Consider the following 24,409-nt stretch of genomic DNA (forward strand, 5'->3'; position numbering starts at 1 on the left):
AGCAGGATCGCCCAGCCGGCGAAGAACCCGGCGGTGGGGTGGATGCCGCGGCCGACGTACGAGAACACGCGGCCGGCGAGGGGGATCGACTTCGCCATCTGCGCGTAGGCCAGGGCGGTGAAGATCATCGCGACGAGGCCTACGGCTACAAGCAGGAGCTCAAGCGCTCCGTCTCCACCACCGACCTGCTCATCTACGGCCTGGTCTTCATGGTCCCGATCGCCCCGTGGGCGATCTTCGGGCCCGTCTACAACGCCTCCAGCGGCATGGTGCCGCTGGTGTACCTCGTCGGCCTCGTCGCGATGATCTTCACCGCCCTGGCCTACGCGCAGATGGCGAAGTCGATCCCCCTCGCCGGCAGCGTGTTCTCGTACGTCGGCCGCGGCATCCACCCCACCGCCGGGTTCTTCGCCGGCTGGGCGATCCTGCTCGACTACCTGCTCGTCCCGACGCTGCTCTACGTGTTCGCCGCGGAGAGCATGGTCGGCATCTTCCCGGACACGCCCCGCTGGCTGTGGGCGCTCGTGTTCGTCGCGATCAACACGGTCATCAACCTGGCCGGGGTGTCCTCGCTCAAGCTCGCGAACCGCATCTTCCTGCTCATCGAGCTCGTCTTCGTCGCGATCTTCGTCGTCATCGCGATCGTCGCGCTGACCGGCGGCACGATCCCCGACGCGTCCTTCAGCACCGAGCAGATCTGGGACCCCGCCAAGGTGTCGGCGCCGCTCATCGCCTCGGCCCTGTCGATCGCGGTGCTGAGCTTCCTGGGCTTCGACGGCATCTCGACGCTGTCCGAGGAGTCCACCGGCCGTCGTGGCGGAGCCGGCACGGCGATGATCCTGGCGCTCGTCATCGTGGCGTTCCTGTTCATCCTGCAGACCTGGCTCGCATCCGCCCTGGCCACGGGGCGGGACTCGTTCTCGGACAGCGAGGCCGGCAACGCCTTCTTCACCATCGTCGAGCAGGCCTCGTCGAGCGGGTGGGCGACCGCGTTCTTCGCCGTCAACGTGCTCGCCGTCGGCATCGCGAACGCCATGGCCGCGCAGGCCGCGACGAGCCGCCTGCTCTTCTCGATGAGCCGCGACCGTCAGCTGCCCGCGTTCCTGCACAAGCTCAACGGGCGCCAGGTGCCGCAGAACGCGATCATCGTCGTCTCGGTGCTCTCCGCGATCCTGGTGCTGTTCTTCGTCGGGCAGATCGACACGATCTCGTCGCTCGTGAACTTCGGCGCGCTGTTCGGCTTCATGCTCCTGCACGTGTCCGTCTTCGTGCACCACGTCGTCAAGGGCAAGTCGCGCAACTGGCTGCTGCACCTGGTCGTGCCGCTGGTCGGGTTCCTGATCATCGGGTACGTCCTGCTCAACGCCGCGGTCGAGGCGAAGGTCGGCGGGATCATCTGGCTGATCGTCGGCGCGGCCGTGTTCCTGTACTACCGACGCACCGGCCGCTCCACCGAGGTGGGCTCCGAAGCAGAACCGACGACGGAGGACGCACGATGACCCCGGACCACTTCCTGCCGAACACCCTCGGCCGCCCCGGGTTCTCGCCCGACCGGGAGCCCGTGCTGCGGGTCCGTCCCGGCACCGGCGAGACCATCGGCTTCGAGACCACCGACGCCGTCTACGCCGAACTCGACCAGCACCACGACATGGCGCAGCTGCAGGCACCCATCAACCCGGTGACCGGCCCGGTGTTCGTCGAGGGTGCGGAACCCGGCGACACCCTCGTGGTGACGATCCACGCCATCGAGCTGACCACGCACGGGTGGTCGGTGTCCCTGCCCGGCTCCGGGGCCCTGCAGCACGTGATGGGCGACCGGGTCTTCGCCCGCCGCTGCCCGATCTCGGACGGCACGGTGCAGGTGTCCGACCGGCACCGGTTCCCCGTCCGGCCGATGATCGGGTGCATCGGCACGGCCCCGGCCGAGGGTGAGAACTCGACGATCATGCCGGCCTACCCGGAGGGCGGCAACATGGACGTCACCGAGGCCCGTCCCGGCTCGACCGTCTCACTGCCCGTCCGGGTCCCCGGTGCGCTGCTGTCGATCGGCGACATCCACGCGCTCATGGCCGAGGGCGAGTCGTCGTTCGTCGCCATCGAGGCCCAGGGCACCGCGATCGTCTCCGTCGACCTGGTCAAGGGCGGTCCGGTGCTCCGCGCGCCGCGCATCGAGACCGCCGACGCCTGGCTGTTCGTCGGTCTCGGCGACCCCGTGCAGGAGAGCGTCCGGCGCGGGTACGAGGACGCCTTCGCGTTCCTCGTTCACGAGCACGGCTGGACCGCCGAGGACGCCTACGCCGTGCTCAGCGCGGTCGGTGACTCGAAGCTCGGCGGACCGACCGGCTCCACTGCCCCGGACCCGTTGCACCCCTTCGCCGCCGTCGGTGCGGTCACCCTGCACCGGGTGCCGAAGGCGGTGCTGTGAGGGTTCGCTGATGCGGGTTCCCGGTACGAGGGTCGTGCCGGGAACCTGCACAGGCGTGTGCACGATGATGGGCGCATGCACGACACCATCCGCTACGTCGCGATCGGCGACAGCTTCTCGGAGGGCATCGGCGACGCCGGACCCGCTCCGTTCCCCGGCTGGACCGGACGACTCGCGAGCGCGATGGCGGGAGCCTCGGACGCCCACGTCTCGTACGCGAACCTCGCGGTGCGCGGCCGACTGCTCGCCGGGGTCCTCGACGGTCAACTCGAGGCCGCCCTCGCGCTCGACCCGGCGCCGACCCTGATCACCTTCTGCGCCGGCGGCAACGACCTGCTGCGCCCGCGCTTCGAGGTGGACGCGCTGATCGGGCAGGTCGAGGCCGCCGCCGACCGGGTCGAGGCCACCGGCGCGCGCCTGGCGCTCCTGAGCCCGGCCGACCCGAGCGCCCGCCTGCCCCTCGGTTCCCTGATCAACCGCCGCGGTGACGCCTGGGCCGAGGCGCTCGGCACCCTCGCCCGACGCCGTGGCCTGCCGTTCGTCGACGTCTCCCGCGACCCGCACCTGCGTCGTGCGGAGTTCTGGTCGGACGACCGGCTGCACATGAACGCCACCGGGCACCAGCGTGTCGCGGACCTGGCGCTGCACGCGGTCCTGGACGGCCCCGCGCCGGTCGAGCCCGCGGACCCCGGTGCCGCCCGGACGCGTCTGGGCGAGGAACTCCGCTACTACCGCGAGTACGTCCTGCCGTGGGTCCAGCGCCGGATCACCCGCACGTCGTCCGGCGACGGGCGCTCGGCGACCTACCCGACGTGGACGCCGGTGCGCGGTCAGGACGCGTAGCCAGCGTCAGCCCGCGACGTACACGCGGGTGGTGACCCCGCTCAGCGCGTGCGCGAACTCGTCGCCCGTCGCCACGAAGCCGCCCGCCTCGTACAGCCGCACCGCCCGGTCATTGTCGCCGAGCACGTGCAGCACCACGCGGGGGTGCCCGGCGGCCCGGGCGTCGTGCACCGCCTCGGACAGCAGCGACCGTCCGACCCCGCGGGCCTGCACCCCGGGGCGCACCGCGAGCAACGACAGGTAGGCGGCGTCCGCCGGGTCCGTCGACCGCCCGGTACCGGGCGCCGTCACGAGCACGAAGCCGTCGACCGCGCCGTCCGGGCCGGGAGCCACCAGCCAGGCGACGTGCTCCGCCGCGAACTTCTGCCGCGCGCGCTCCCGCACCGCCGGGTCCTCGGAGGCACCGTCGCGGGCGGCCACGGCCGCGGCCCACAGGTCGATGCAGGTGTCGGTCTCGTCCGGGGTCGCAGGACGCACGACCACAGACGACTCGATCACCCGATCAGCCTACGACCGCCCGGCTCCCGATCCTGAACGACGCCCCACGGTGCTCGTCGGGCAGCCGGTCCCCGCGGCCGTGCAGCTTCTGGCGGAGCGACCCCGACCCGTACTCCTCCGGGTAAGCCCCACGGGCACGGAGCTCCGGGATCACGAACTCGATGACGTCCTCCCACGTGCCCGGGGTCACCGCGTACGCCAGGTTGAAGCCGTCGACGTCGGTCAGCTCCTGGATCTCCTGCAGCCGGTCGGCGATGGTCGCTCCCCCGCCGACCGCCACCGGGCCGAGTCCACCGATCGCCGTCTGCCGCGCCAGGTCGCGGATCGTCCACTTCGACCCGTCCTCCCCCGTCGCCGCCGCGATGTTCGCCGCCGCCGACTGGATCGCGTTCGACTCGACGTCACCCAGAGGCTGGTCCGGGTCCCACTGCGACAGGTCGACGCCCATCCAGCCGGAGTTGAGCACCAGCGCACCGAGCTCCGACGCGTACGACAGGTAGTCCTCGTACTTCGCCTGGGCCAGCTCGTCGGTGGCGTCCGTGATCACGGTGAGCAACGTGTAGACGCGGGCGGCGTACCGGTCGCGACCAGCTGCCTCCAGGGCGTCCCGGACCTTCGCGACGGTCGACGCGAGCTGCTCGACGGTCGGTGCGCCCACGAAGACCGCTTCCGCGTTCTCCGCGGCGAAGCGGATGCCGCGCGGCGACGCGCCCGCCTGGTAGATGACGGGCGTGCGCTGCACGGACGGTTCGGACAGGTGGATGCCGGGGACGTCGAAGTGCGTGCCGTGGTGCTCGATCGGGTGCACCTTCTCCGGGTCCGTGAAGACGCCGGCTTCGCGGTCGGCGACGACGGCGTCGTCCTCCCACGAGCCCTCCCACAGCTTGTAGAGCACCTCGAGGTACTCGTCCGCCACGTCGTACCGGTCGTCGTGCGACAGCTGATCGGTCTGGCCCATGTTCCGCGCGGCACTCGGCAGGTACCCGGTGACGACGTTCCAGCCGACCCGGCCCTTGGTCAGGTGGTCGAGCGTCGACATGCGTCGGGCGAACGGGTACGGGTGCTCGTACGCGGTGCCGGCCGTGATGCCGAAGCCCAGGTGCTCGGTCACCGACGCCATCGCCGACACGAGCAGGATCGGGTCGTTCACGGGCACCTGCGACCCGGTGCGGAGCGCGGCCTCGTTCGAGCCGCCGTACACGTCGTAGGTGCCCAGGACGTCGGCGATGAAGATGCCGTCGAACGCCCCGCGCTCGAGCGTCTTCGCCAGGTCCGTCCAGTAGGTCAGGTCGCGGTAGTCCCGCGACCGGTCGCGGGGGTGCCGCCACAGTCCGGAGGACTGGTGCGCGACGCAGTTCATGTCGAACGCGTTGAAGCGGATCTGCCGGTGCTCGCTGCTGGTGGTCACGGATCGAGACGCTACGTCGGACACCTGCGACCGTCACGGATCGTGACGAAGCGTGACGGTCGCCTCCGGCACCGGCCTGGAGGCCCGCCCCGCGTCCGTCACGTCACCCGCGGCGGGCGCGTGGCCGGTTCCAGGGCTCAGGCGCGGTCGTGGAGCGTGACGTGGTAGCCGTCGGGGTCGGCGAACGTGAACGTCCGACCGAAGGGCCCGTCGATCGGCGCCGAGACGATCCGGTGGCCGTCGGCGACCAGCGCGTCGTGGATCGCCTGCACGTCCGTCGCGTGCAGCCAGACCGCGGCGCCGATGCCCGGCTGCGCCACCGCGGCGAGGTCCGTGCCGGGCACCAGGTCGCGCAGGGCGAAGGCGATCGGCGTGGTCTCGAACACGACGGCGTGCGGCGGACCGGCCTGCGAGCGCACGAGGCCGAGGTACCGCTCGTAGAACGCCTGCGAAGCATCGAGGTCGCGGGTCTGCAGGGAGATGAAGTCGGGGCCGGTGACGGGCATGTGGTGCTCCTCGGGTTCGTGTCAGTCTTCTGACACAAGACAAGCTATGTCAGACTACTGACATGCGTCAAGACGACACCGGCATCCGCCTCGAGACGTCGATCGGCTACCTGCTCAAGGAGACCGCGAGTGCCCTCCGCGCGTCGATGGAGGCCGTGCTGCGCCCGCTCGGCATGACGGTGACGCACTACTCCTGCCTCGAACTGCTCGCACAGCGACCCGGCCTGTCCAACTCCGAACTCGCACGAGGAACCTTCGTCACCCGGCAGTCGATGAACGTGCTGCTGCAGGCCCTGGAGCGGGACGGCTTCGTCACCCGCGCCACCGAACCGTCGGTCGGCAAGGCACTCCCCACGCAGCTGACCGACAGCGGGCGGCGGAGCCTGGCGCAGGCGAGTGCGGCGATCCGCGGGGTCGAGCAGCGGATGCTCGCCGATCTGAGCACGGACCAGCAGACCGAGGCACGTCGGATCCTGCGGAGCATGGTGACGTCACTCCGCAGTCAGGGCACGTAGCGCACCGACGCGGCGTCCTTCGGTGCGTACCGTTCCTCGAAGTCACGCTCGTTCGGGATCCACACCTCCCGCCAGAGCGCATCGTGCCTGCGCCCGAGCGCGCGATCACGAGCCGTGCCCCGACGCACCGCCGTGTCGAGGTCGACGTCACACCAGATGCTGACGTCGAGGTGCGGGAGCGCATCGGGGTGGAAGAGTCCGATCAGGTCGACGATCAGGACGTCCGTCCGCGGCAGCGGCTCGGCCGGGCCGAGGGCTCGCACCGACCAGCCGAACCGCTGGAACGTGCTCGCACGACCGGCTCGGTGCGGTTCGAGCACCGACGACACCAGACGGGGACGATCGACGCCGTCCCAGTCGGAGGACCGCTGGTGGGACCGAACGGGGTCGAGGAAGTCGTCGCCGCGGATGCGGACCGCGCCGGGGAGCCCCTCGGCGAGGGTACGCGTCAGCGTCGACTTGCCGGATCCGCAGTAACCGGAGACACCGACGACGATCGGTGCACGGGCCGAGGCGCGGCGGGACGCGACAAGGTCGATGACGCCGTCGCGGTCCATCGGGCAAGCGTACGAGGTCGATGACGGTGCACCGGGGTTTGTAGGCTGAGCGGATGGACGTCGCACTGCGGGACAGCACCACCGAGGACCTCGAGTGGCTCGTCGAGCTCCGGGCCGTGGTGCTGCGCGACGACCTGATGCGCCTCGGGGTGTTCGACGAGACGCGCGTCCGACAGCGCCTCCGCGACGCGTTCCAGCCGGAGCTGACCCGCATCGTCGTGGTCGACGGCCGCGACGTCGGGTCGGTCACCGTGCGGGTCGAGGACGACATCCGCTGGGTCGAGCACTTCTACCTCGCGCCCGACGTTCAGGGGCGTGGAGTCGGTTCGACCGTGCTGCGCGCCGTCCTCGACGAGCCCCACGAGGGTCCCACGCGGCTCAACGTGCTGGTGGGCAGCCCGGCTCGCCGACTCTACGAACGACACGGCTTCGTGCTCGACACCGACGACGGCGTCGACGTGTTCATGACGCTGCGGGCCGCCGATCGAGCACCCCACGGAGTGCGCTGAGCTGCTCGTCGACCACGTCGGCCATCCGGCGCTCGGCCGGTCCGGTGAGCCAGGCCTCGAGGGCCAGGTGGAACAGCATCACGGTCGTCTCGGCGATCACCGCCGCCTCGGACGGATCGAGCCCGCGGTGGACGAAGGCCTCGCGCACGGCGTCCGTCAGGTCGGCGCGCTTCCGGGCGTCGCGCTCCCGGAGCGACGACTCGGACAGCACCAGCCGCCGCACCGAGCCGACCTCGCCGTGCCGCCCCTCGAACCGCTCGTCGGCGACGGTGCGGAGGCCGTGCACGACGATGTCGAGCGGGTCGATCCCGGCCGGTGCACCCTGGATGGCAGCCCGGGCGAGGTCGGGGATCTCGTCACCGGCGAAGATCACCTCGCGCTTGTCGGCGAAGTACCGGAAGAAGGTGCGGGTCGTCAGGCCGGCTCGCGCGGTGATCTGCGGCACGGTCGTCGCCTGGTAGCCCTGCTCAGCGAAGAGCTCGAACGCCGCTCGCTCGAGTCGCCCTCGGGCATCCGGAGACCAACGCATGTGTTCACAGTAGTGGTGATGACACGTCGTGTCATGATTGACTGGGCGATGACACGTCGTGTCATGACTCACTTCGAGCAAGAGATCGGGACACCATGTCGCCATCGGGCAACGCAGCACTCTGGACCACATCGACCGGGCGGTTCGCCGTCGGGCCCGCACCGGTCCCCCAGCCCGGCCCCGGCGAACTCGTCGTCAGCGCCGAGGCGGTCGCCGTCAACCCGGTCGACGCTGTCGGCGGGCTCTTCCGGCACCTGGTGTTCCCGAAGCTGCGGTTCCCCGCGGTCCTCGGGTCGGACGTCGCCGGCACGGTCGTCGCGATCGGCCCGGACGTCGAGCGCTTCCGCGTGGGCGACCGGGTCGTCGGGCACGCCGCGGGGCAGGAACAGCACCGGAACAGTGCTGCCGAGGGGGCCTTCCAGCACCTGGTCCTGCTGCTCGACCGTGTGACGACCCCGGTTCCGGACGCCCTGCCCGCCGAGCAGGCGGCGGTGCTGCCGCTCGCCGTCTCGACCGCCGCGGCAGGTCTCTTCGAGCCGGACCAGCTCGCGCTGTCACTGCCGACGACAGACACGGTCGACCGCGACGGGGTCGTCCTGGTGTGGGGTGCGTCCACGAGCGTCGGCGCCAACGCCGTCCAGCTCGCCCGGGCCGCCGGGTACGCCGTGATCGGCACCGCATCGCCGAAGAACCACGGGTTCGTGCAGGACCTCGGAGCCGAGGCCGTGTTCGACTACCGCGACGACGGTGCCGCACGCCGCATCCTCGAGGCACTCGCCGACCGGGAGCTCGCCGGCACCCTTGCCTTCGGCCAGGGCTCGCTGACCCGGACGCTCCCGATCGTCCGAGCCGCCACCGGCTCCGGTCGACTCGCGTCGGCGTACCCGACACCGGTGACGACGATCCGGGCGCGGCTCGAGCGCCGACACGGGGTCCACGTCACCGCGATCTGGGGCGGCCGCCCGACGGAGTCCGAGGTCGGCCCCGCGATCTACCGCGATTTCCTGCCCGAGGCGCTCCGCACCGGGCGGTACCGTGCCACCCCGACCGCGTCCGTCGTCGGATCGGGACTCGCCGCGATCCCGGACGCCCTCGCCGAGCTCCGCGCCGGTGTCTCCGCCCGGAAGCTCGTCGTCACGCTCCCCTGAGCGACTTCACGTACCAGCGGTCGGAGTACGGGTCATCGTTGAACGGCGCCACCCGGGCGAAGCCGAGCCGTTCGTAGAGCGCACAGGCCTCGGCGAGTTCAGCGCGGGTGTCCAGCCGCAGCGACGTTATCCCGCGTCCCCGGCAGACGTCCTCGACGTGGCGCAGGAGCGCCGAACCAACGCCTCGGCCGCGGTGCTCCGGCAGCGTGAACACCTTCGTCAGCTCGCCGACGGCACCGACGAAGCGCACGCCGGCGCAGGCGACAGCGGCTTCCCCTTCACTCGCGACGACGAACACCCCGGAGTCCCCCTGCAGGTCGTCGTACGGCTCCTCGTCGAGCGCCCGGTCGACCTCGGCCGGCGTCGCCGCCCGCCCGTACCACCGCGACGCGACTTCCGTCAGGTAGGCCCGCACGATCGCGTCGGCCCGGCCTGCGCCGGGTCGCTCCGTCTCGATGATCATCGCGCCCCTTGCACGGCCGCAGCCGGTTCAGCGGGCCGCGGTCGCCTCGCGCGCGGCGGCTTCCGCCGCGACCCAGGCGAGCATGCCGCACTTGACGCGCATGACGAACTTCGAGACGCCGTGGAAGGCGATGAGGTCCTCGAGGACGTCCTCGTCGGGCTCACCGACACCGCGCGAGCGCATCATGGTGCGGAACTCCTCGGTCAGTGCGAGGAACTCGGGCACGGTGCGGCCGACGGCCATGTCGGTGAGGACCGATGCCGAGGCCATCGAGATCGAGCAGCCGTCACCCTGCCAGGCGAGCCCGGCGATGCGGTCGGTGCCGGGTTCGAGCCGCAGGCTGACCGTGATCTCGTCGCCGCACGTGGGGTTCCGCTCGAAGTGCGAGGCATCCGCGTCGGGCATCGCACCGTCGCCGTGACGCGCCTTCGCGTGGTCGAGGATGACCTGCTGGTACAGGCTGTCGAGGGCGTTCACGCGGTCGCTCCGAAGTAGGCGCGGATCTCGGCGACGGCTGCGAGGAACCGGTCGACGTCGTGCTCGGTCGTGTACACGTACGTGCTGGCACGGCTCGTGGCGACGAGGCCGAGCCGGCGGTGCAGGGGCTGGGCGCAGTGGTGGCCGGAGCGCACGGCGATGCCCTGCGCGTCGAGGTACTGCGAGACGTCGTGGGCGTGCACGCCGTCGACGTCGAAGGACACCAGGCCGGAGCGCGGGACGCCGGCGGGTGGGCCGACCACGCGGATGCCGGGCACTGCTGCCAAACCGTCGAGCATCCGGCGGGCGAGGTGCTCCTCGTGGGCGCGGACGCGTTCCATGCCGATGCCCTGCAGGTAGCGGACGGCCTCGGCGAGGGCGACCGCCTGGGACACGGGCTGCGTGCCGGCCTCGAACCGCTCGGGCGCCGGCATGAACTCGGAGCCCTCCATCGTCACGGTGGTGATCATCGAGCCACCGGTGCGGAACGGCGGCAGGGCGTCGAGCAGCTCCGCACGGCCCCAGAGCACGCCGATGCCGTTCGGGCCGAGCATCTTGTGCCCGGAGAACGCGGCGAAGTCGACCCCGAGCTGCTGCACGTCGAGGGGACGGTGCGGCGCGGACTGGCAGGCGTCGAGCACCACGAGGGCGCCGCGGGCGTGGGCGAGGCCGACGACCTGCTCGACGGGGGCGATCATCCCGGTGACGTTCGAGACGTGCGAGAACGCGACGACCTTCGTGCGGTCGGTGATCAGGGCCGCGGCGTCGTCGGCGGTCCAGGTGCCGTCGTCGGCGACCGGGATCCAACGGAGGGTCGCTCCGGTCAGTGCGGCGAGCTCCTGCCACGGCACGAGGTTGGCGTGGTGTTCGGCCTCGGTGACGAGGATCTCGTCACCGGTGCCCAGGCGGAAGCGCTCCGCGTCGGCACCACCGCGGCCACGGCTGGCGTTGGCCATGCCGTAGGCGACGAGGTTGAGCGCGTCGGTGGCGTTCGCGGTCCACACGACCTCGGTCGGGGCAGCGGCACCGATGAAGCCGGCGACGGTGGCACGGGCGTCCTCGTAGGCGTCGGTGCTGAGCGCCGCGAGCGTGTGCGCGCCGCGGTGGACGGCGGCGTTGTCGTGCTCGAGGAACCGGCGCTCGGCGTCGAGGACCTGGCGCGGGCGCTCAGCCGTCGCCCCGGAGTCCAGGTACGCCAACGGCTGCCCGTTCACGTCCTGCGCGAGGATCGGGAAGTCCCGCTTGATCGCCTCGACCTCGGTCTCGGTGAGCGGCTGGTTCGGCGCCACGACTGTCACGTCTCGTCCTCCTGGTGCTGCTGTCCGGAGCAACCCGTCCATGGTGTCCGTTGTTCCCGACCACGTCCAGTCGGCACGGCGACGGCCCAGGACCACGCCGGGTCCTGGGCCGTCGCACGTCGTCCGCTACTCGTTGCCGATCTTCTTGTCCGCAGCGTCGCGGGCACCGTCGATCTTGTCGTCGCACTTGCCGCCCGTGGCCTTCTTGACCGCGTCGGCCACGCCGCCGAGCACCTTGTCGCTGACGCCCTCGGCCTTCTCGCTCTGCAGGGCGTCCTGGACCTTGCCGTCCTTCAGGAACTCCTGGGCCTTCTTCGTGATGTCGTCGAACCCCGCCATCGGGTACTCCTCGTCTCGGTGCGGAGCCCGTCGCTCCGTCCTGGCGCCGACAGTAGGCCGCGGGGCTGCCGTCCGTACCGGAACGCTCGGGGTCTTCACACCATCTGCGCGCTGCGCCGGCGGGCGAGCACGTACCCGACGGCGACGGCACCGGACACCGCGAGCAACGACGGCACGAGGATGTCGGTGCCCTGCTGGGTGAACTCGACGACGAGCACGAGGGCGGTGAACGGCGCCCGCATGGTGGTCGCGAGGAAGGCCGCCGCACCGACGAACGCGAAGGCCGCCAGGCTCGGGCCGTCGGCCGGCCACAGCAGCAGCCACGCACCGCCCAGCCCGCCACCGATCGCCGAACCGATCGCGATCGAGGGGGTCAGCGTGCCACCGACCGCACCCGCTCCGATGGTGGCCGAGGTGGTCACGGTCCGCAGGACACCGAGCAGCAGCAGCAGGACGATCGGCGAGAGGCCGGCGAACGAGGCGTCGTCGAGCGTGGTGTTCATCGCGACGAGGCCGAGCGCCCGCCCGTTGCCGAGGATCTCCGGGAACGGGATCGCGATGAGCCCCACCATCGCGAAGACCACCGGCAGCACGACGAGCAGGTGCCAGCCCTTCGGCGCGATGCCCTGCAGCCGGTTGGTCAGCTTGACGAACCCGACCCCGGCGACCCCCAGGACGGGCCCGACGACGATCGCCCAGACGAGCAGCGACGGCGACAGGTGCATCGCGGGCACGTGGTAGAGCACCTCGTCCGGGATCACGAGCCGGGCGGTGATGGCGGCGACGGCACTCGTGGCGAAGGCGGGCAGGGCGGTCGCGAAGCTGATCTCGCCGAGCAGGACCTCGACCGCGAACAGCGCACCGCCGAGGGGTACGTCGTACACGGCGGCGAGGCCGGCCGCAGCACCGCAGGCGACGAGGATCTTCGTCTCGCGCGCGGTCAGTCCCGCACGACGGGTGACGAGCTGGGCGAGCCAGGCCCCGACCTCGCGCGGCGCCACCTCTTTGCCGATGGACGTGCCGAGCCCCACGGCCAGGATCTGGATGCCGGCGTTCGCGAGCGTCGCCAGGGCCGGCATCCGCTTGCCGTCGACGGCCGCGGTGACCGAGACGATCGAGCGCCCCCACCGACGGAGTGCCCACCAGGCGAACCCGGTCAGGACCCCGGCCGCCGTGAGCGCGAGGAACCGGTTCAGGCCCGACGAGGCGTCGGCGGCCTCGAGGTGCCCGCCGAACCCGTACCCGAAGGCGACGAACTGGATGAGCTGGAGCGCGAGCCAGACCGCGATGCCGGCGATGCCGCCGGAGACGCCCACCAGGGCGGTGACGACGGCGAGCTTGAGGGCCCAGACCGGGGTCGCGTGTCCGGAGTGCGGCATGATCGGAAGCCTAACGGGCTGGACGCACCCGATGACGGACCGCAACGGGCCCGCCGGACGCGGGACGGGCCTCCAGGCCGGGAGCCCCGACCACCCGCCGTCAGACGGCCGTCACCCGGAACGGCACCACGCAGTCGGCCGGCATGAGCGGTGGCTGCAGGCCGACGGTGCCGAGCACCCGGCCGCTGAACACCCGCGGGCCGGACCACCAGTCCGGTCGCACCAGGTCGTGGCCGTCGCCGATGACCACCGGGTCGACGCGGTACGAGGTGTCGGGGTCGAGGTCGCGGAAGGTGACCCGACCGGTGCCGGAGACCTCGGAGCGGCCGATGCTGGCGAGGAAGAAGACGGCCTGCTGCCGGTCCGGCGCGACCGTGCCGTACACGAGCCGTGCGGCGTCGACCTCGTCAGAACGCACCAGGTCGCCGCCGTGCAGGAGCGGGCGGAGCTCGCGGTACAGCGCGATCCACTCGGTGAGTGCGGCGGACTCGTCGGCGGTCGCGCCGGCCAGGTCCCACTCGATGCCGAGGTGGCCGACCAACGCCGTGCCGGCACGGAAGGCGAGGTCGTGGACGCGACCGGTCGTGTGGTTCCGGCCGCTCGCGATGTGCGAGCCGAGCAACTCCGGCGGCAGGAGCTGCTGCGTCCACCGGTGCATCTGCTGGCGCTCCAGCGGGTCGATGTCGTCCGACACCCACACCCGCGCGGTGTGCTCGATGACGCCGAGGTCGACCCGGCCACCACCCGACGAGCACGACTCGATCTCCAGCGACGGGAAGCGCTCGCCGAGCGTCGCCATCAACCGGTACGCGGCGAGGGTCTGCTCGTGGACCGCTGCGCCACTGCCCGGGAACCCCGCCTCGACGAGGTCGCGGTTGTGGTCCCACTTCACGGCGTCGACCGCGTACTCGCCGATGATCGCGGTCATCCGCTCGAGGACGTGGTCGAAGGCCTCGGGGATCGCCAGGTTGAGCACCTGCTGGTCGCGGGACCGCGCGGGCAGCCGACCGTCGGCCTGCAGGATCCACTCCGGGTGGGCACGCGCCAGGTCGCTGTCCTCGTTCACCATCTCGGGTTCGAACCACAGGCCGAACTCCATGCCGAGCGCACGGACGCGGTCGACCAGGGGGCCGAGTCCGTCCGGCCAGACGTCCTCGTCGACGTACCAGTCACCGAGGCCGGCGTGGTCGTCGCGGCGGCCACGGAACCAGCCGTCGTCGAGCACGTAGCGTTCGACGCCGAGGGCCGCGGCACGCTCGGCGAGGTCGACGAGACGGGCCAGGTCGTGGTCGAAGTACACGGCCTCCCACACGTTGATCGTCATCGGGCGGGGGGTCGTCGGGTGCTGCGGGCGGCTGCGGAGCCAGCGGTGGAACCGTCGGGCCTGGTCGTCGAGGCCGTCCCCGTGGGCGAAGTACACCCACGGCCCCTCGTAGGTGGCGCCGGTGCCGAGCCGGACCTCGCCGGGCAGCAGGAGTTCGCCGCCGCCGATGACCTGGCGGCCCGTGGCGAGCCGTTCGGCGTGGTGCCGGTGGTTGCCGCTCCAGGCGGTGTGGACGCCCCAGACCTGACCGTGGGCGAAGCCGAACCCCGGCTCCCCCACCGTCAGCACGGTCGCGGCATCGGTGCCGGTACGGCCCTTCCGTCCCTCGCGCTGGTGGGTCCCCACGACGAGTTCGCGGCGCTGCGGGGTCCGCTCCTTGCCCCAGCGGCCGGCGAAGTCCAGGATCTCGCGGGCCCCGGACGGGATCGGCATCGCGAGCGTCAGGTCGTCGACGGTGTAGACGCCGTCGGCGGTGTTCGTCACGCTCGCGCGGGCCCGCACCAGCCCGGAGCCGAGCATCTCGATGGTCACCCGGACGGTGAGTCCGGCGGTGGTGTCCTCGGCATCGGCGGTGACCGCGGTGTCGGTGACCGCGAGCGACGTCACCGTGAACGCCGGCGACCAGTCGGCGCCGTCACGGTGCCCGGCGAGCCCCGGACGACCGCTCCAGCCCCGGTGTGGCTCGGGCAGCACCGACAGGCGGACCGGGTCGTCCATCTCGTTCGGGGACACCGGGGTGACGTCGGCGTCGGCGAGGGCCGTCAGCGCGTCGGTGTCGAGCGGTCCGAGTGCCGCTCCCCAGTGCACGACGGCGGGGAGCGCGTCGTCGCGGCAGTCCAGGACGAGCGAGACGCCACCGGCGGTCAGGTGGACGAGTTCGTGCGGCATGCGGGCTCCAGTCGGCGTCGTTGCACGTCAGAGCTTTCCGGTCCGGAGCCGTCCGCTGCAAATCCTGCTGCGGCGCGGCTCCGGTTGCGGCTCAGGCTGCGGCGCGGCTCAGAACCAGCGCTTCACCTTGAACACCACGTACAGGATCGCGGCGAACAGGACCATCGCGACGATCGACAGCGGGTACCCCCACGTCCAGCCGAGTTCGGGCATGTGCGTGAAGTTCATCCCGTAGATCGCGGCGATGAGCGTCGGCGCGAACAGGATCGCCGCCCAGCCGGAGATCTTCTTCGTGTCGTCGTTCTGCTTCTGCGCCGCCAGGGTCGAGTCGACGGTCAGGGCGTTCTGCAGCAGCTGCCGGAACGTGTCGAGGCGTTCCACCACCCGGATCGCGTGGTCGAGGACGTCACGGAACCGCCGCTGCATCTCGATCGGCAGGTGGTACTTCTCGGCGCCGCGGTGCAGGTTCTCGATCATGTAGACGAGGGGACGCGCCGCTCGCTGGAAGTCGACGACCTCGCCGAACAGCTCGTACACGCGCCGGGACACCCCGGCCTCGCCCGAGAACAGCTGGTCCTCGATCTGGTTGATGTCCTCCTCGAGTCCGTCGATCACCGGCACGTAGCCGTCGACGATGGAGTCCATCAGCGCCCAGAGCTGCGCCTGCGGGCCGACGGTCACCAGCCCCGGCTTGCCGCTCAACCGCTGCAGCGCCTTGGGAACGGTCTGCTTGCCGCGGGGGTCGGCCTTCACGACGGCGAGGAAGAAGGTCTCGCCGACGAAGGCGTGCACCTCGCCGAACGCCACCTCTTCCTGCTGGTCGTTGTACAGCGCCGGCTTGAGGACCACGAACAGCGTCGAGCCGTAGCGCTCGAGCTTCGGTCGCTGGTGCCCCTCGGCGGAGTCCTCGACGGCGAGTTCGTGCAGGCCGAGGGCGACCGCGACGTCGCCGAGTTCCTCGGCGTCGGGCTGGTGCAGGACGATGCACGCGCTGGCACCCTGTTCGTCGAGCATCCGGAAGGTGTCGTCGAGGGACGGACTCGCGATCGGGGCGATCCGGTCGATGTAGACGGTGTTCAGTTCGACGCTCACGCGCCCACCGTACGCAGGGTGGCCGGTCTCCGGCCTGGAGGCCCGTGGCAGCCCCGCCACCCGCCCCGCGTCCTGCCTGAACGCGCGCTGCACGACCGCCACCACCGGCCGCCTACGGTGCAGGTCATCAGCATGCTGACGAAAGGGACTGTCATGAAGAGGATCTGGAAGCGCATCGCGGTGGCCGTGAGCGCGGTCGTCGCCGTCATCGGCGCGTACGTCGGGTCGGGCGCTGCCGGTGGCACGCCCATCCAGGACGCCGCCGGTGGCGCCCTGTCGGCGTCCTCGACCGCGATCGCCCCGGACGGCCCGGCCTTCTCGATCTGGAGTGTCGTCTACGCCGGGCTCATCGGCTACGCCGTGCTGCAGCTCTTCCGCACCGCGAACGACGAGCGGCACGAGCGGCTGGTGGTGCCGGCGGTGCTCTCCCTGCTGCTCAACGCCGCGTGGATCCTGTCGGTGCAGTTCGGGTTCCTGTGGGCGAGCGAGCCGATCATCGTCGCCTTGCTCGTCGTGCTGATCTGGACGTTCACGATCCTGCGCCGGACCCCGTCCCGCGGCGTCGTCGAGGCGATCCTGACCGACGGCACCTTCGGGCTGTACCTCGGGTGGGTCTGCGTCGCGACGGCCGCCAACACCGCTGCGGTGCTGACGGCGGCGGGCTTCCGGGGCTTCGGACTCGGGCAGGACCCGTGGGGTGTGGTCGTCGCCGCGGTGGCCGGGCTCGTCGGGGTCCTCATCGCCCTGTGGGGCCGGGGACGCCTGGCGCCGATGGCCTCGGTCGCGTGGGGTCTGGCGTGGGTCGCCGTGGCCCGGTTCGAGGGGCCGCTCGTCTCCGTGCCGACGGCGGTCGCGGCCGTGGTGGCTGCGGCGGCCGTGGTCGTCGTGACCGTGGTGGTGCGTGCCCGCGCCGGCTGGGTCGGCGGCCGTGCCGGTCGGGCGGCGGCACCGGTGGCGGCCTGACGCGCGGCTACCTGCGCGTCGTTTCGTGCTGAGCGACACCTCACGCAGCGATTGGGCCGTGAGGTGTCGCTCAGCGCGAAGAATCAGCGCGCCGACGCGACCAGGCCGTGCGCGGCGGCGACCGCGGCGTTCGTGACCCGGCCGTCGTGCACGTTCAGGCCGGCGGCGAGTGCGGGGTCGGCCTCGAGCGCGGCTTCCCAGCCACGGTCGGCGATCGCGACGGCGTACGGCAGCGTGGCGTTCGTCAGCGAGATCGTGCTCGTGCGCGGGACGGCACCGGGCATGTTCGCCACGCAGTAGTACACGGTGTCGTGCACGGCGAAGGTGGGGTCGTCGTGGGTGGTCGGGTGGGAGCCCTCGAAGCAGCCGCCCTGGTCGATCGCGATGTCGACCAGCACCGAGCCCGGCCGCATGTCGGCGACCATCGCGTCGGTGACGAGCTTCGGCGCGGACGCCCCGGGGATGAGCACGGAGCCGATCACCAGGTCCGCGTCGCGCAGGGCCTCGGCGATGGCGTGCGCCGACGAGCGCAGGGTCGTGACGCGGCCGTCGAACCGGGCGTCGAGTGCCCGGAGGCGCGGCAGGCTGATGTCGAACACGGTGACGTCGGCACCCATGCCGAGCGCCATCGTCGCGGCGTGCTCCCCCGCGACGCCACCACCGATGACGACCACGCGGCCCTTCGGCGTGCCGGGGACCCCGCCGAGCAGCAGCCCGCGCCCGCCGTTCGTGCGCATCAGGTGGAAGGCGCCGACCTGGGCGGACAGTCGCCCGGCGACCTCGGACATCGGCGACAGCAGGGGCAGCGAGCGGTCCGGCAGCTGCACGGTCTCGTAGGCGATCGCCGTCGCGCCCGAGTCGATGAGCGCGTCGGTCAGCGGCCGGTCTGCGGCGAGGTGCAGGTACGTGAAGAGCACCTGGCCCGGCCGGATCATCGGGTACTCCGACGCGACCGGTTCCTTCACCTTGAGGATCAGCTCGGCGCGCTCCCACACCTCGGCCGCGGTGTCGACGATCGTGGCGCCGGCGGTGCGGTACTCGTCGTCGGTGAAGGCCGAACCGGACCCGGCACCGGCCTGCACCAGCACCTGGTGGCCGTGCGACCCGAGCTCGGCGACGCCGGCCGGAGTGGCGGCGACGCGGTACTCGTTGTTCTTGATCTCGGTGGGGACGCCGATGCGCATGCTGACTCCTTCGTGGGCGGTGCGTTCGTCCCGTCCATTGAGCACCGGATTCGCCCACAGCACCGCTGAGCCGAACATCCGGACAGCGGCAGCGCGATCCGTGTCACGGAATTCGGCGCGACGGCCCCCGGCACCGGTCGGTCAGTGCCCGCGCAGCGACTCGCTCGGCAGCTCTCCGAAGCGGCTGCGGTAGGTCGCCGAGAAGCGTCCGAGGTGCCCGAAGCCCCACGTCCGCGCGATCTCGGCCACGGTCGTCTCGTCCAGGCCGCTGCCGACCAGGTCGGTCCGGGCGCCGTCGAGTCGTACGCCGCGCAGGAGTTCCCCCGGCGTCTGGTCGAGGTGCCGCCGCAGCGACTGCTGCAGCCCGCGCGGGCTGAGCCCCGCCGCCGCCGCGATGTCCGGCGTGCCGATCGCTTCGCGCGCGTGCTCGTGCACGAACTCGAGCGCTCGGCGCAGACGGTCGTGCTCCGGGCCGCTGCCGGACACCGTCGCCCGCCACTTGTTGCGCTGCGGGAACGCCCGGATCGCCGCGGTCGCGAACGCCTCGGCGATGTCGTACTGCACCATCGGACTCATCGACCGGTCGACGTCGAGCCAGACGGCCGAGTACTTCCGCACCACCGACCGCCACAGCGCGATGCCGTCGGCGGTCGGGCGGCGCATCGGTTCGAAGGCGAAGTCGTCGTCACCGGCGACGGCACGGACGAAGTCGCGGTCCAGCTGCACCAGGTTCAGGGCGATGTCGTGGTGGTGCAGCGCGTACGGCTCGGCGAAGGGCAGCACGACCGGCACCCCGGCCTCGAGCTCGTACGTCTCGCCGCCCGTGGTGATCCGGCTCGAGCCGCTCCGCATCCAGGCGACCAGGAACTCGTCGTCGACCTGGCTCTCGCTCCGCAGGTCGACCATGAACCGTGACGAGCGCAGGGACATCCGCTCGTCACCGACGCCGGCGAAGTCCCAGTGGGCGTTCTCGTGGGTGCGACGGACCAGTGGTGCACGGAAGTCGTAGTCGCCCGTGAAGAACGCGAGCGCCTGGTCGACGTCGCTGCCGACCATCCGCCGGAAGTACCGCTGACCGGGCTGTTCGAGAGAAAGCACCATGCTCGAGAACCTACGACGGACCACCGACAAACTGCGTCAGGTCCTGACTCAGGGCTGCAGGATCGCCTGCCCCACGCTCTCGTCCAGGATCAGGTCCGTGATGAGCCCGGCGGCCAGTGCACCGCGCAGCGACGCCGCCTTCGACCGCCCGGCGACGACGCAGACCCGCCGCGGCGCGCGCTTGATCGTGTCGAGGTCAGGAGCGCCGGCGCGGGCGTTCACCCCGATGTCCTTCCACGAGCCGTCGGCACGGTAGAACACCGTCGAGACGTCCCCGACGACCCCCGCCTGTGTGAGCTCGTCACGGTCTTCGGGGTCGAGGTACCCGCCGGAGTACACGTGCGAGGGCACCGGGGCCTGCGGGGCACCGACACCGAACACGACGAGGTCCATCCGCTCGTGCAGGTCGAGCACGCGGCGGATCGATCGCTCGCGGAACAGGGCCTCCTTCGTCGCGGGGTCGTCGAAGAACGCCGGCACCGGGAACTGCTGCACGAACGCCCCGTAGGCCTCGCCGAACCGGCGCAGGATCTCGGACGCGTAGACGATGCCGGTGGTGCGGGTGTTCGCGGCGCCGTTGATCTGCACGATCGTCGAGCCGTGGGTGGTCTTCGGCACCAGGTACCGGCTGACCGCGCTCACGGTCGAGCCCCACGAGATCCCGATCACCATGTTCGATTCGACGTACTGCGTCAGGATCCGGGCGGCGGACAGGGCCACCCGCTCGAGCCGGTCGACGTCGCTCGTGTGGTCCGGCACCGGGACGACGTGCGCGTGCACCCCGAAGCGGGAGCGGATGCTCCGGCTCAGCGCAGCGGCCTGGTCCAGGGGCGACCGGATCTGGATGTCGACGAGCCCGGTGTCCCTGGCGTACTTCAGCAGCCGCGACACCGACGAGCGCGAGGTGCCGAGTTCGTCGGCGATCGCGTCCATCGTCAGGTCCTGCAGGTAGTACAGGTGGGCGGCGCGCAGCGCCTGCTGCGTGCGCATGGGCTGAGCCGCATCGCTCATGGTGCTCCGATCTGTCGAACGCAACCATGCACGGACGTGCAGGGCCTCTGCAACCCCTGCCGCGCCTCCTGACCGCCGTGTCGGGCCTGGACGACACGTGTGCTGCACGTTCGTGCACGCAAGTTGCCCGCCCTGTCGAACGAGCGCACGATCGATCCTGACCCCACGAACAGACGAAGGAAGCGACGAACCATGTCGAAGAAGACACAGCCCCGGAACACGGTGACCGCCCTCACCGAGCGCCCGAACGCGCAGGTCCTCGTCGTCGGCGGCGGCATCAACGGCATCGCGACGTTCCGCGACCTGGCGCTCCAGGGCGTCGACGTCGCCCTGGTCGAGCGTGGCGACTACGCCTCCGGCGCCTCCGCGGCCTCGAGCCACATGATCCACGGCGGCATCCGCTACCTGGAGAACGGCGAGTTCCGCCTGGTGCGCGAGAGCGTGCAGGAGCGCAACGGCCTGATCCGCATCGCCCCGCACTACGTCAAGCCGCTGCAGACGACCATGCCGATCTTCTCGACGTTCTCCGGCATCATGAACGCCCCGCTGCGCATGCTGACGCACAAGCAGCGCTCCACCAAGGAGCGCGGCGCGATGCTCATCAAGATCGGCATGACGATCTACGACTCCTTCTCGCGTGACGGTGGCTCTGTCCCGAAGCACGTCTTCCGCACCAAGAAGGCCGCGCTCGAGGACATGCCCGCCCTCAACAAGGACCTGAAGTACACGGGCACCTACTACGACGCGAGCGTGCACGAGCCCGAGCGCCTGGCCCTCGACGTCCTGAAGGACGGCCTGGCTGCCGGAGCCGACAAGGCACGCGCCGTCAACTACGTCGAGGCAGCCGGCACCCGCGACGGCGGCGTCCTGCTGCGTGACCGCGAGACCGGCGACGAGTTCGTCTTCACGGCCGACGTCGTGATCAACGCCTCCGGTCCCTGGACCGACCTGACGAACGAGGCGTTCGGCGGCGAGACGAAGTTCATGGGCGGCACGAAGGGCTCGCACATCGTCGTGCACAACGACGAGCTGCTCGAGGCCACCAAGGGCCGCGAGCTGTTCTTCGAGAACGACGACGGCCGCATCGTCCTCATCTACCCGCTCAAGGGCCGGGTGCTCATCGGCACGACCGACATCGACGCCGACCCCTCGAAGCCGGTCACGACGACCGACGAGGAGATCGACTACTTCTTCGGGCTCGTCAAGCACGTGTTCCCGCAGATCGACGTCACCCGCGACCACATCGTCTACAGCTACTCCGGCATCCGTCCGCTCCCCCGCCACGAGGACACCGCCCCCGGCTTCGTGTCCCGTGACTACCGGATCGTGGACACGCAGATCGCCGGGCTGCCGAAGTCGACCGTGCTGTCGCTCGTCGGTGGCAAGTGGACGACCTTCCGTGCCCTCGCTGCACACCTGTCCACCGAAGCGACGACCAAGCTCGGCATGAGCCGCAAGGTCGACACCACCGGCATGCCGATCGGCGGTGGCAAGGAGTTCCCGACCACGGACGCCCAGCGCGCCCTGTGGATCAAGTCACACCGCGACGGCCTGGACGAGTCCCTGGTCGAGGGGCTGCTCGAGCGCTACGGCACCCGTGCCGCCGAGGTCGTGGACGTCCTGACCGACGGCCCGGTCGAGCCGCTCGAGTCCGACCCGTCGCTCACCCGCGCAGAGGTCGCGTACTTCGCCCGCCACGAGCAGGCCGTCCACCTGGTCGACGTCGTCCTGCGCCGCACGAACCTGGCGTTCGTCGGCGGGGTCACGATCGACCTGCTCGACGAGCTGGCCGACGTGCTCGCCGAGGCGCTCGGCTGGACGACCGAGGAGCGCGCGGACGAGGTCCAGCGCACGCTCGACGTGCTGCGTGAGTCGCACGGCGTGATCGTGCCGCTGACGTCCGCGTCGCAGCTCGCGTAGTCGACGCGACCGACCACAGACGGGAGGCGCGGTGCCAGCTGGCACCGCGCCTCCCGTCTGTCTGCTGGTCGCGTCAGAAACGCTCACCGGTGGGGTCGAGCGCCGTGCGGTCGATGAGCTGGTCGCCGCCGACCGGCTCGCCTTCCCAGTCGACCAGGCGCCAGCCGTCGGCGAACGAGCCCTCGAGCTCGACGATGCCGGTGTTCTCCAGGTGGCGCTTCGTGCCGAAGTGGTCCGGGGTGTTCTGCGCAGCTGCGCTCGCCCACGTGCGGATCGCAGCACCGTGACTGACGGCGGCGGCGACCGCGACCCCGGCGGCCTCGATCTGCCGGACGGCGTCGTCGTAGCGCTCGAAGAACTCGACGCCGCTCTCCGCACCGGGCATCCGGGTCGTCCGGTCACCGCCGGACCAGCCGTGCACGGTGGAGATGTAGGTCTGCACGGACACCGTGTCGCTCTTGCCCTGGGTGTCGCCCGCCTCGATCTCACGCAGGCCCGGCAGCACCACGGGCTCGAGGCCGAGCGAGGTCGCGAGGGGCGCCGCGGTGATCTGCGTGCGGACCATCGACGACACGAACAGTCGCTCGATCCCCCGGTCGGCGAGCGCTGCGGGCAGGGCGTCGGCCTGCTGCTGCCCGAGCTCGGTCAGCCCCGGTCCGGGCACCACGGCATCGAGGATGCCGTGCACGTTCGCGGGGGTCTGGCCGTGGCGGATGAGCAGCAGTCGCATGCCGCCACCCTACGGACCGCCGCTGACGTCAGCCCTGCCGGGTGTTCCAGCGGGGGTCCTTCTTGTTGATGACGTAGACGCGACCCCGGCGTCGGACCACCTGCGAGCCGGGGATCTTCTTCAGGGCCTTGAGGGAGTTGCGGACCTTCACGACGAGCCTCCTTGTTGATAACGGTTTTCAGTTACAGTAGCGGACATGCGTGCTGCTGCCATCACCCTCGTCACCGCCCTGCACCAGGTCGACGCCGACCGCGTCGCCGCCCGGATCTCGGACGGACACCGGATGCACGTCGCCGGGAGTGCCTTCGCCACCGCCCGCGCCGTGGCCGACCGGGCCGACCAGCTCGACCGGGTCTGCGGACCCGACGCAGGCCACGGGCTCGTCGTCACCCTGCACCCGGGAGCCGATGCCCGAGCCGTCGGCATGCTGCTCGCCAACGCGGCACGGTCCGAGACCGGCGACGACCGGGTGCTGCGGCACGTCGTCGGGGTGCTGCGGGCCGACGACGTCGCGCACCTGCTGTGGTCGGACGTCGACGACGCCTTCGTGGCCGCGGACCGGATGGCCGCACTCGTCGAGTACGCGACGGTGATCGCCCTCGACCGCATCGAACCGCTGTCCGGGCGTCGACGTCGTGCACTCGTGTCACTGCTGCACCGGATGGCACCCCAGGCCGTGATCGTCGCCCTGCCCGCGATCCGGAGCGCCGCCGACCTGCCGGCCTCGAACGGTGGAGCAGCGCGGGTGCTCGCCACCGGTGCCGGCTGGATGCGGGCGCTGTCGAGCGGTGCGGACACCGGGCGCGAGGCCCGCGACGCCCTGGTCTCGATGCGCTACCGGGAGCCGCTGCCCTTCCACCCCGGACGACTGTCGTCCGTCATCGCCGACGACCTGTCCGCCGGGGTGAACGGCCGCGTGCTGCGGTCGCGGGGGTTCTTCCGCCTGGCGTCCCGGCCGGACCACGTCGGTTCGTGGTCGAGCTTCGGGTCGATGCTCGCGCTCGACCCCACCGCGAACCCGTCGTGGGACGCCGACGCCCCGATCGGGCAGGCGCTGTGGTTCGTCGGCGAGCAACTCGACGTCCGGGCGATCGAGCGGGCGCTCGACGGGGCGCTGCTCACGCCGTCGGAGCTGCTCGCCGGGCCGGACGTGTGGCGCGGCTGGCCGGACCCGTTCCCGGTGTGGCCCGCGGTGGACCCGGCGTCGGAGCACCGGCACGAGTGAGGGGGCGGGCGGCGTGGCGGGTGCGGACGCCGAACGACACTGTCGATGTCGTACGACGGCGACATCGTCGCTCCCAG

At 71.4% G+C, this 24,409-nt stretch carries 26 protein-coding genes; 9 read left to right on the forward strand and 17 right to left on the reverse strand.

Annotated elements, in window-relative coordinates; all coding sequences use genetic code 11:
* Window positions 1-98 precede the first annotated feature (98 nt).
* The 3 genes from DEJ21_RS16025 to DEJ21_RS16035 all read left to right on the forward strand — a co-directional run bounded on the left by DEJ21_RS16025 (window position 99) and on the right by DEJ21_RS16035 (window position 3,268).
* Window positions 99-1,499, forward strand: a complete 1,401-nt coding sequence (locus DEJ21_RS16025; protein ID WP_111225315.1) for an APC family permease — start codon at window positions 99-101, stop codon at window positions 1,497-1,499.
* A complete protein-coding gene (locus tag DEJ21_RS16030) occupies window positions 1,496-2,425 on the forward strand; it encodes an acetamidase/formamidase family protein (protein WP_111225266.1) in 930 nt (309 codons plus the stop codon). The genes DEJ21_RS16025 and DEJ21_RS16030 overlap by 4 nt, the downstream gene beginning before the upstream one ends.
* A gap of 75 nt (window positions 2,426-2,500) precedes the next feature.
* Window positions 2,501-3,268 (forward strand): SGNH/GDSL hydrolase family protein, encoded by a 768-nt coding sequence (locus tag DEJ21_RS16035; RefSeq protein ID WP_084740901.1) that lies wholly within the window; start codon window positions 2,501-2,503, stop codon window positions 3,266-3,268.
* 6 nt (window positions 3,269-3,274) lie between these two features.
* On the opposite strand, the gene DEJ21_RS16040 is transcribed toward DEJ21_RS16035, so the two are convergent.
* From DEJ21_RS16040 to DEJ21_RS16050, 3 genes are all read right to left on the reverse strand, one after another.
* On the reverse strand, window positions 3,275-3,766 hold the full coding sequence (locus tag DEJ21_RS16040; RefSeq protein WP_111104969.1) for a GNAT family N-acetyltransferase: 492 nt from the start codon (window positions 3,764-3,766) through the stop codon (window positions 3,275-3,277).
* 4 nt (window positions 3,767-3,770) lie between these two features.
* Complete coding sequence (locus DEJ21_RS16045; RefSeq protein WP_220036585.1) at window positions 3,771-5,174, reverse strand: LLM class flavin-dependent oxidoreductase; 1,404 nt, start codon at window positions 5,172-5,174, stop codon at window positions 3,771-3,773.
* Between the two features lie 137 nt (window positions 5,175-5,311).
* Window positions 5,312-5,680, reverse strand: coding sequence for a VOC family protein (locus DEJ21_RS16050; RefSeq protein WP_111225267.1), 369 nt, complete (start codon window positions 5,678-5,680; stop codon window positions 5,312-5,314).
* Between the two features lie 62 nt (window positions 5,681-5,742).
* Between DEJ21_RS16050 and DEJ21_RS16055 the strand changes: the two genes are divergently transcribed.
* A complete protein-coding gene (locus DEJ21_RS16055; RefSeq protein ID WP_111225268.1) occupies window positions 5,743-6,195 on the forward strand; it encodes a MarR family winged helix-turn-helix transcriptional regulator in 453 nt (150 codons plus the stop codon).
* On the opposite strand, the gene DEJ21_RS16060 is transcribed toward DEJ21_RS16055, so the two are convergent.
* Window positions 6,183-6,752 (reverse strand): uridine kinase, encoded by a 570-nt coding sequence (locus DEJ21_RS16060; RefSeq protein ID WP_111225269.1) that lies wholly within the window; start codon window positions 6,750-6,752, stop codon window positions 6,183-6,185. The two genes, DEJ21_RS16055 and DEJ21_RS16060, sit on opposite strands and share 13 nt — an antisense overlap.
* A gap of 53 nt (window positions 6,753-6,805) precedes the next feature.
* Between DEJ21_RS16060 and DEJ21_RS16065 the strand changes: the two genes are divergently transcribed.
* Window positions 6,806-7,261, forward strand: coding sequence for a GNAT family N-acetyltransferase (locus DEJ21_RS16065; RefSeq protein ID WP_111225270.1), 456 nt, complete (start codon window positions 6,806-6,808; stop codon window positions 7,259-7,261).
* Here the strand turns inward: DEJ21_RS16065 and DEJ21_RS16070 are convergent.
* A complete protein-coding gene (locus DEJ21_RS16070) occupies window positions 7,215-7,790 on the reverse strand; it encodes a TetR family transcriptional regulator (protein ID WP_111093270.1) in 576 nt (191 codons plus the stop codon). The two genes, DEJ21_RS16065 and DEJ21_RS16070, sit on opposite strands and share 47 nt — an antisense overlap.
* A gap of 95 nt (window positions 7,791-7,885) precedes the next feature.
* Here DEJ21_RS16070 and DEJ21_RS18695 point away from each other — a divergent pair, with 95 nt between their 5' ends.
* Window positions 7,886-8,938, forward strand: a complete 1,053-nt coding sequence (locus DEJ21_RS18695; protein WP_111225271.1) for a zinc-binding alcohol dehydrogenase family protein — start codon at window positions 7,886-7,888, stop codon at window positions 8,936-8,938.
* Here the strand turns inward: DEJ21_RS18695 and DEJ21_RS16080 are convergent.
* The 7 genes from DEJ21_RS16080 to DEJ21_RS16110 all read right to left on the reverse strand — a co-directional run bounded on the left by DEJ21_RS16080 (window position 8,925) and on the right by DEJ21_RS16110 (window position 16,198).
* Window positions 8,925-9,401, reverse strand: coding sequence for a GNAT family N-acetyltransferase (locus DEJ21_RS16080; protein ID WP_111225272.1), 477 nt, complete (start codon window positions 9,399-9,401; stop codon window positions 8,925-8,927). The two genes, DEJ21_RS18695 and DEJ21_RS16080, sit on opposite strands and share 14 nt — an antisense overlap.
* A gap of 27 nt (window positions 9,402-9,428) precedes the next feature.
* Window positions 9,429-9,878 carry a Fe-S cluster assembly sulfur transfer protein SufU gene (sufU, locus tag DEJ21_RS16085; protein ID WP_111225273.1) on the reverse strand — a complete coding sequence of 150 codons (450 nt, stop codon included), beginning with the start codon at window positions 9,876-9,878 and terminating at the stop codon, window positions 9,429-9,431.
* Window positions 9,875-11,167, reverse strand: a complete 1,293-nt coding sequence (locus DEJ21_RS16090) for an aminotransferase class V-fold PLP-dependent enzyme (protein ID WP_111225274.1) — start codon at window positions 11,165-11,167, stop codon at window positions 9,875-9,877. Before DEJ21_RS16090 ends, sufU begins: the two co-directional genes overlap by 4 nt.
* 135 nt (window positions 11,168-11,302) lie before the next feature.
* The gene (locus DEJ21_RS16095) at window positions 11,303-11,515 is read right to left on the reverse strand and encodes an Rv0909 family putative TA system antitoxin (RefSeq protein ID WP_111225275.1); all 213 of its coding nucleotides are present in this window, start codon (window positions 11,513-11,515) and stop codon (window positions 11,303-11,305) included.
* A 95-nt stretch (window positions 11,516-11,610) separates the two neighbouring features.
* A complete protein-coding gene (locus DEJ21_RS16100; protein ID WP_111225276.1) occupies window positions 11,611-12,894 on the reverse strand; it encodes a chloride channel protein in 1,284 nt (427 codons plus the stop codon).
* 100 nt (window positions 12,895-12,994) lie between these two features.
* On the reverse strand, window positions 12,995-15,106 hold the full coding sequence (locus tag DEJ21_RS16105) for an alpha-galactosidase (protein ID WP_111225277.1): 2,112 nt from the start codon (window positions 15,104-15,106) through the stop codon (window positions 12,995-12,997).
* Between the two features lie 108 nt (window positions 15,107-15,214).
* Window positions 15,215-16,198 (reverse strand): magnesium and cobalt transport protein CorA, encoded by a 984-nt coding sequence (locus tag DEJ21_RS16110; RefSeq protein ID WP_111029980.1) that lies wholly within the window; start codon window positions 16,196-16,198, stop codon window positions 15,215-15,217.
* 153 nt (window positions 16,199-16,351) lie between these two features.
* Here DEJ21_RS16110 and DEJ21_RS16115 point away from each other — a divergent pair, with 153 nt between their 5' ends.
* Window positions 16,352-17,161, forward strand: a complete 810-nt coding sequence (locus DEJ21_RS16115) for a tryptophan-rich sensory protein (RefSeq protein WP_027466234.1) — start codon at window positions 16,352-16,354, stop codon at window positions 17,159-17,161.
* A gap of 83 nt (window positions 17,162-17,244) precedes the next feature.
* On the opposite strand, the gene ald is transcribed toward DEJ21_RS16115, so the two are convergent.
* The 3 genes from ald to DEJ21_RS16130 all read right to left on the reverse strand — a co-directional run bounded on the left by ald (window position 17,245) and on the right by DEJ21_RS16130 (window position 20,457).
* A complete protein-coding gene (gene ald, locus DEJ21_RS16120) occupies window positions 17,245-18,345 on the reverse strand; it encodes an alanine dehydrogenase (protein WP_071405051.1) in 1,101 nt (366 codons plus the stop codon).
* 141 nt (window positions 18,346-18,486) lie between these two features.
* The gene (locus DEJ21_RS16125) at window positions 18,487-19,446 is read right to left on the reverse strand and encodes an AraC family transcriptional regulator (RefSeq protein ID WP_111225278.1); all 960 of its coding nucleotides are present in this window, start codon (window positions 19,444-19,446) and stop codon (window positions 18,487-18,489) included.
* A gap of 48 nt (window positions 19,447-19,494) precedes the next feature.
* Entirely contained in the window at window positions 19,495-20,457 is a 963-nt protein-coding gene (locus DEJ21_RS16130; RefSeq protein WP_027466231.1) for a sugar-binding transcriptional regulator, read from the reverse strand.
* Window positions 20,458-20,649: 192 nt separating this feature from the next.
* Between DEJ21_RS16130 and DEJ21_RS16135 the strand changes: the two genes are divergently transcribed.
* On the forward strand, window positions 20,650-22,377 hold the full coding sequence (locus DEJ21_RS16135; RefSeq protein WP_111225279.1) for a glycerol-3-phosphate dehydrogenase/oxidase: 1,728 nt from the start codon (window positions 20,650-20,652) through the stop codon (window positions 22,375-22,377).
* Between the two features lie 73 nt (window positions 22,378-22,450).
* Here the strand turns inward: DEJ21_RS16135 and DEJ21_RS16140 are convergent, their stop codons facing one another.
* A complete protein-coding gene (locus DEJ21_RS16140; RefSeq protein WP_111225280.1) occupies window positions 22,451-23,107 on the reverse strand; it encodes a histidine phosphatase family protein in 657 nt (218 codons plus the stop codon).
* Between the two features lie 28 nt (window positions 23,108-23,135).
* Window positions 23,136-23,258, reverse strand: a complete 123-nt coding sequence (ykgO, locus tag DEJ21_RS16145; RefSeq protein WP_056224971.1) for a type B 50S ribosomal protein L36 — start codon at window positions 23,256-23,258, stop codon at window positions 23,136-23,138.
* A gap of 45 nt (window positions 23,259-23,303) precedes the next feature.
* On the opposite strand from ykgO, the gene DEJ21_RS16150 reads away from it, so the two are divergent.
* Window positions 23,304-24,332: a GTP-binding protein gene (locus tag DEJ21_RS16150; protein ID WP_071405048.1), complete on the forward strand. Its 1,029-nt coding sequence runs from the start codon at window positions 23,304-23,306 to the stop codon at window positions 24,330-24,332.
* The last annotated feature ends 77 nt before the right edge of the window (window positions 24,333-24,409 follow it).

The organism is Curtobacterium sp. MCSS17_006, assembly GCF_003234215.1.
Classification (GTDB): domain Bacteria; phylum Actinomycetota; class Actinomycetes; order Actinomycetales; family Microbacteriaceae; genus Curtobacterium; species Curtobacterium flaccumfaciens.